The 6,067-nt window shown below is 58.8% G+C and carries 7 protein-coding genes; 3 read left to right on the forward strand and 4 right to left on the reverse strand.

Features of this window, described 5'->3' with window-relative positions; genetic code table 11:
* The first annotated feature begins 96 nt into the window (after positions 1 to 96).
* The 3 genes from B4U49_RS01565 to smrA are packed head-to-tail and all read left to right on the forward strand — an operon-like array spanning position 97 to position 2,100.
* Positions 97 to 540: an acyl-CoA thioesterase gene (locus B4U49_RS01565; protein ID WP_078082832.1), complete on the forward strand. Its 444-nt coding sequence runs from the start codon at positions 97 to 99 to the stop codon at positions 538 to 540.
* 39 nt (positions 541 to 579) lie between these two features.
* The gene (locus B4U49_RS01570) at positions 580 to 1,443 is read left to right on the forward strand and encodes an SDR family oxidoreductase (protein WP_078082833.1); all 864 of its coding nucleotides are present in this window, start codon (positions 580 to 582) and stop codon (positions 1,441 to 1,443) included.
* 48 nt (positions 1,444 to 1,491) lie between these two features.
* Positions 1,492 to 2,100: a DNA endonuclease SmrA gene (smrA, locus tag B4U49_RS01575; protein WP_239692428.1), complete on the forward strand. Its 609-nt coding sequence runs from the start codon at positions 1,492 to 1,494 to the stop codon at positions 2,098 to 2,100.
* Positions 2,101 to 2,460: 360 nt separating this feature from the next.
* On the opposite strand, the gene B4U49_RS01580 is transcribed toward smrA, so the two are convergent.
* From B4U49_RS01580 to B4U49_RS01590, 4 genes are all read right to left on the reverse strand, one after another.
* Positions 2,461 to 3,000 (reverse strand): META domain-containing protein, encoded by a 540-nt coding sequence (locus B4U49_RS01580; protein ID WP_158078528.1) that lies wholly within the window; start codon positions 2,998 to 3,000, stop codon positions 2,461 to 2,463.
* Positions 3,001 to 3,163: 163 nt separating this feature from the next.
* On the reverse strand, positions 3,164 to 3,637 hold the full coding sequence (locus B4U49_RS01585) for an META domain-containing protein (protein ID WP_078082835.1): 474 nt from the start codon (positions 3,635 to 3,637) through the stop codon (positions 3,164 to 3,166).
* 145 nt (positions 3,638 to 3,782) lie between these two features.
* A complete protein-coding gene (locus B4U49_RS19025; protein WP_158078529.1) occupies positions 3,783 to 3,926 on the reverse strand; it encodes a hypothetical protein in 144 nt (47 codons plus the stop codon).
* Positions 3,927 to 4,285: 359 nt separating this feature from the next.
* A partial coding sequence (locus B4U49_RS01590; RefSeq protein ID WP_078082836.1) for a TonB-dependent receptor occupies positions 4,286 to 6,067 on the reverse strand: 1,782 nt, incomplete at its 5' end.

Here is a 6,067-nt window from a genome sequence, read left to right on the forward strand (position 1 = left end):
TTTAGAAGAGCCCCCATGGATGGCTTCATGGCGTGTCTCGCAAATTCGCCCCAGGCAGCGGAGCCGCCACGTACCATCCTACGGAGTACACGCCCCATGAACTGGGACCTGCCAATCCCTTACATTCAAAGCGTTCAGGTAAAACCCGAACACGTCGATGGCCTGCACCACGCCAACAACGCCGAATATGTGCGCTGGTGTGAGCGCGCGGCCTGGTCACACAGCCTGGAGCTGGGGCTGGATGTCACTAATTACCAATCCATGGATCGGGGAATGGCCATTCGCCAGGCCGAGTACGACTATATACTGGCCGCTAGAGAGGGCGATGAGCTGCTGATCGGCACCTGGCTCACCAAGGTCGACGGCCGCCTCAATATGACCCGGCAGTTTCAGGTTTTCCGCGCCGGTGACGAGGCACTCATCCTGCGCGCCACCTGGCAGATGGTGTGTATCGAGCTCTCCAGTGGCAAACCCAAGCGGATGCCGCAGACCTTCAAGGACATATACGGCCCCGCAGTGGTCATCTGCGAGGGCGGTTGAAACCACACAATCACACCGCAACCCCAAGGGAGCGCCAGTATGAGCGACGCGATCACCCTCACTGAAAACTCCGGCGCCCTCAAAGGCAAAACCATCTTTATCACCGGCGCCAGTCGCGGCATCGGTCGCGCCATCGCCCTCAAGTGTGCCGCCGATGGCGCCAACATCGCCATTGCTGCCAAGTCCGCCGAACCCCATCCCAAGCTCCCGGGCACCATCTATACCGTCGCCGAAGAGATTGAAGCTGCCGGCGGCAAGGCCCTGCCGATGCAGGTGGACGTGCGCGAAGAGGACCAGGTGGCAGAGGCGCTGAAGAAAACCGCGGACACCTTCGGCGGTATCGATGGCGTGATCAACAATGCGGGTGCCATCAACCTGACCAACGTCGAGTCCACGCCGCCCAAGCGCTATGACCTGATGATGGATATCAACGCCCGCGCCGTGTATCTCACGGCCCACCTCGCCATTCCCTACCTGAAGCAGTCCGACTGCGCGCACATCCTCAGCCTTTCGCCGCCGCTGAACCTGGAGCCGCGCTGGCTCGGGCCCTTCGCACCCTACGCCCTGTCCAAGTTCGGCATGACCATCCTCAGCATGGGCCTGGCAGAGGAACTGCGCGAAACCAATATCAGTGTCGCCACCCTGTGGCCGCGCACCCTGGTGGCAACCGCGGCGATCGAATTCGCCGTGGGTAGCCGGGAAATGTTCGAGCAGAGCCGCAAACCCCTGGTAATGGCGGATGCGGCTTACGAGGTGCTGATCACCAGCAATCACGGCCTGAACGGTGCCCAGCTGATCGACGAGACCCTGTTGCACGAACGCGGGGTGGAAGATTTCACCGAATATGCGCACAATCCCGCCAAGGCCGGTGAGCTGGCAGTGGATCTGTTTCTCGATCCCTGAGCAGACTTGCCGGCACCTACAGTCGGCAAGAGGTAAGCGGGGGAAACTGTGGATAACGGTGATGTGGAAGATTTTCGCGGTGCAATGGGCGCGTTGGGCGACGTAAAGCCGCTGGCACCCAAGCACCGCCAGTCCGCGCTGCGCAAAGACGGCCGCGACTCTGCCGACAATACCCTCAACCAGCGCGCCCGCAGAGAAGCGGCCACCGCGCAGACCGCACGTGAGCTGAACCCCCTCGGCGGGGAGTTTGTGGAACCGGTGGATCCCTGGGATCCCATCGAGTTCAAGCGCGACGGTGTGCAAAACGGGGTCTACCGCAACCTGCGCCTTGGCAAGTACACCGTGGACGCGCGCCTGGACCTGCACAATCACACCATAGAGATGGCTCGCCGCGCCCTCTACCAGTTTATCCGGGATTGTATGGAAGCAGATGTGCGCTGTGCCCTGGTGACCCACGGCAAGGGCGAGGGGCGCAAGCAGCCCGCGCTGTTGAAAAGCTGCGTCAATGCCTGGTTGCCGCAACTGCCCGAGGTACTGGCTTTTCACAGTGCGCAGAAACAGCACGGTGGCCTGGGGGCAACCTACATGCTGCTGCGCAAAAGCGAGCGCAAACGCCAGCAGAACCTGGAGCAGCACCAGCGCCGCTCGCGACCATAGCTTGCTATAGGAATATCAGGCGCACGCGCAGCAGTTTTCGCCGACGGCTTGGGAAAACTTCCCGGTTCGTAATCTGTTTGTCACGTCTGGCACCTACTCTATTCCCACAACGAAATTTCGCTTGTCCGGTTGCTTCATCGCCAACCGAATCAGTTTTCGTTGTTCTTCTCTCTTTGCATCGCACCAATCACATTGGTGACTTTTTGCTTCCGAGTTTGGAGGTGCCTCCGATTGGAGGATTGGTCCCGGGCATCGCGTTCGCGAATCGGGACTCTTCTTGAATGACACTTCAAGCGGCCACTTTGGCCGCTTTTTTTATGTCTGTCTGTTAGACACAGAGGGGTGTTTGCGGGGGCGGGCTCAGCGGGAAGGCGGGGGAACTTCGCCGGTCTGTTTGAATTCCAGTCGGGTGCCGTCGTCCCCCTCCAGAACCAGGGTATCGCCGCGGGCGTGAGCGTGGTTTACGCGAGGCAGCGCGAGCAGAAAGTCTTTCTCCAGTTCACTGCTATTGCGGCGACCCACCATGCGGGAAATCTTCGGGGGCTTTAACCATTCGATGGTGCCACTGTCGCTCAGCTGGAACTTGCCCAGGTAGGGATTGGACCCGGCGCTGCCGCGCACGAAACCGAGCTTATCGCAGCCCAGGTAGGGACGATCGCGCCACATCTTTTGCCAGAACATACGGGATTTGTGTTCGCGCCCATCTACCGACAGCGTATCCAGCAGCCACTGACGCTCGCAAATGGCGTCGCTTTCGGTAGCGCGCATTGCAGATGGCTGGGTGTCGCTGCTACTGCAGCCCGTGAGGGGCAGGCCCGTTAACAATAGCGCGATAAGGGCCGCGCGCGCGCGAAGTACACGGGAGAGGTTGAGCTGTGGCGGCAGAAGCGGGTGGTGCATAGGTTCCATCCGGTGGCTATTTACGCCATTTAACACCAATTGCCGGTGGGTGTCTGTGACCCAACCGGTCTATCCGGTACCTGATAGCGGCGGAAATAACCGTGCTCGTTGTGGCCGTGGTGTGTGGTGGGGAATGGGTGGAGCCAGGGAATACGGGCTGCCGTCAATTGCCCGCCTTGATGTATTCGATATAGATATCCCCGGACACGTCCCGCAGGATCAGGCGACCGCCGCTGCTTTTCACAAAGGCCTGGCGGGTGCCGGACAGGGCGCGCAGGTACTGGGTCTCCTGCTCCATCAATTGCGGAGGGCCGGCCATTTTGGTGGATGCGAAACTGTCGGTATCCCACAGGATCTGGCCGTTGCTGGTTACCTGCATGGCGCCGCGGTAAGTATTGATGCCACTTTTCCCCATGGTCTCACCGTCGCTGTTACACAGGAAGGTGAATTCCCGCGGCTGGTCCACCGGAATCGCCTGTCCATTGATACGCAACAGGCGCATTTCCCATTTGTCGCCGCACACGCTACTCAGTGAGCCCGGGGTCTGGGTCGGGCCAGAGTCCTTACCGTCCATGCTCATACAGCCGGCGATGACGATGGCGAAGCCCATCAGCCACACCGGGATTATTCTGTTCATTGCGTTCCGCTCCCTGCTTGCAGATAGATGTAGCTTAGTCATCCCCGGCTGCGGCGAGAGGAAAGTGGCGACAGCTTGTGGCGGAAATGGTCACAGAAACGGGTATTGGCGGGCGCCAGCGCCCGCGCGGGTGTTGCTCGTTGGATCAGGACTGGCGCACGCAGCGCACCACGACTTTTGAATCGAGTTCCTGTTCGAAGCACCGGAAACGGGTGCCATTGACGTTGAGGGAGCGCGGCGCATCGCGACGGCCACTCCTCGGCCTGCGGTCGGAAGATCTCACCGACATGTGGGCGGGGTTCATATGTGGGGGGACCGCGCTGCTGAAAGCGCGGTTGGCTTGACTTTCCCTGGGCTCGGTTGATGTGCAACCGGCAACAACTCCTGTCGCTATCGCCGCAGTCAGCAGAATGCTACTCAATTTCTGCACGCGGATACCTCGGTGGCTGATTCGAGGGTGCTTCACTGCCGCCCTCACTTTTCAGCCTAGAAGAGTCCGCTGCCAAAGTGTGATTTTTGGCGCCAATTTAGGAAAAGGTGCGCCGATACGGAGATGCAGACGACAGTCTGAGGTGAAAAAGCGGCAATAAAAAAGGGGCCCCGAGGGGCCCCATTAATGCTATTCACAACAATGCAAGGAGGACGTGATTAGAAGTTGTAGCTACCTGTGAGGGCGATAGTGCGAGGCGCGCCGTAGTAACCAGTTACCCAGCCGAACGCGTTGTAGCCGGCATTGCGGTATTCCACGTCGTTCAGGTTTTTGCCTTGCAGGGACAGCTGCCAGTTACCGTCGCCACTGAAGTAGGTGGCACCGGCATCCATGAGGGTTACTGATCCTTCATCCAGAGCGCTGGGTGCAGCGTAGATCTGGATGCCGTCGCGATACGAGACCGAGCCGTTGAGTACCAGTTCGCCCCCGGCAACATCCATTGCGTAATTCAGCTGGCCGAGCGCGGTTTTCTGGGGGCTGTACTGGAAGTTATCCCAGGCGTCGGCGATGTTCTCGCCGGCATTGATAACCTCGATGTATTCCGCATCGGTGTAGCCGAGTACCAAGTTGGATGTCAGGCGGTCAGTAATACTGGCCATCATTTCCAATTCCAGGCCACGAATCTCGGATTGGCCCGCGTTCAGTACTGCGCTCGAGAAGCTCTGTGTGGCTTCCGAGAAGGTCTGAACGGTAACCTGCATATCTTCGTAGTCGGTGTGGAATGCTGCGGCATTCAGGCGGATACGATCGTTCATGAACTGGGTTTTGATACCGAGCTCGAAGGTGTCCGCGGTTTCAGGATCGTAGCCGTCTACCGTCTCCGGATTCACGCTAGCGTCGCCGCGCATGTCGAAGCCACCGCTCTTGAAACCAGAGCTGAAGCTGCCGTAAACCATGGTGTCGTCGCTGATCTGGTAGTTCATGCCCGCTTTGGGAGAGAACTGTCCCCAGCTATCACTATTGCTGTAATCAGTGAGCACTGCGTACGGGCTATCCGCGCCGATATTTTCACCATCGTAGCGATCGTGGAACATCGGGGAGTACAGGCCGAGGAAGTTGGCTTTGTACACATCTGCGGACTTTTCGTCCTTGGTGTAGCGGCCGCCCAGCGTCATGTTCAGCGCATCGGTGAGTGCATACTCGTAGTTGGCATAAACGGCGAGGCTTTCGGTATCAACATTGCCGCTGACGTTCTGAGTTATGCCAAACATACCCAGTACCGCGTCAAAACCACCTTCTGCATTGCCTTCATAGTAGTAAATACCGGATACCAGGTTGGCGCGGTCACTACTCCAGCTCAGCTGGAATTCCTGGGTGAGCTGATCGTCTTTATAGTAGGCGGGTACGTCAAAGTCCGGACGGTTGACCGAGTCAAAGTCGATGTTGGTATCGGTATCACCATTGCGCGCGGCGGTGATGGACTTCAGGGTCAAGCTGTCGGATACGCGCCACTCGGCAGCAAGGGAGAGACCACTGCTTTCAACCGAGTTCTTGGAGGGCATATTCGACTCGTGGTCGTAAACACTGTCGAGAGACGTCTCGCTGCCTGTGGGTGCGTCAAACATCAGGTAGCCAAAGCGCGCATTGGAATCGTCTTTGGTGGTGTCTGCGGCAAGACGGATCCAGAGGTCTTCGGAAGGATTGAGCTCCAGAGAAACGCGGCCGCTCAGGATATCCTTGTTGTAGTTGTCGGCGCCGGTGTTGATGTTTTCACCGTAACCGTCGCGCTGGTAGCTGGCCAGTGCAAAGCCGAGGGCTGCGGTATCGGAAAGGCCAGTCTGGCCGCTCAGTACCAGATCGCGCTGGTTGTAGGAGCCTACACCGCCGCCTACTTTAAATTCGGTGTCACCAGTCAACTTTTTGGTGACATATTTAACCGCACCACCGATGGTGTTCTTGCCGTACAGGGTACCCTGCGGGCCGCGCAGTACTTCGATGCG

The sequence above is a fragment of the Microbulbifer mangrovi genome (assembly GCF_002009015.1).
In the GTDB taxonomy this organism is placed as follows: domain Bacteria; phylum Pseudomonadota; class Gammaproteobacteria; order Pseudomonadales; family Cellvibrionaceae; genus Microbulbifer; species Microbulbifer mangrovi.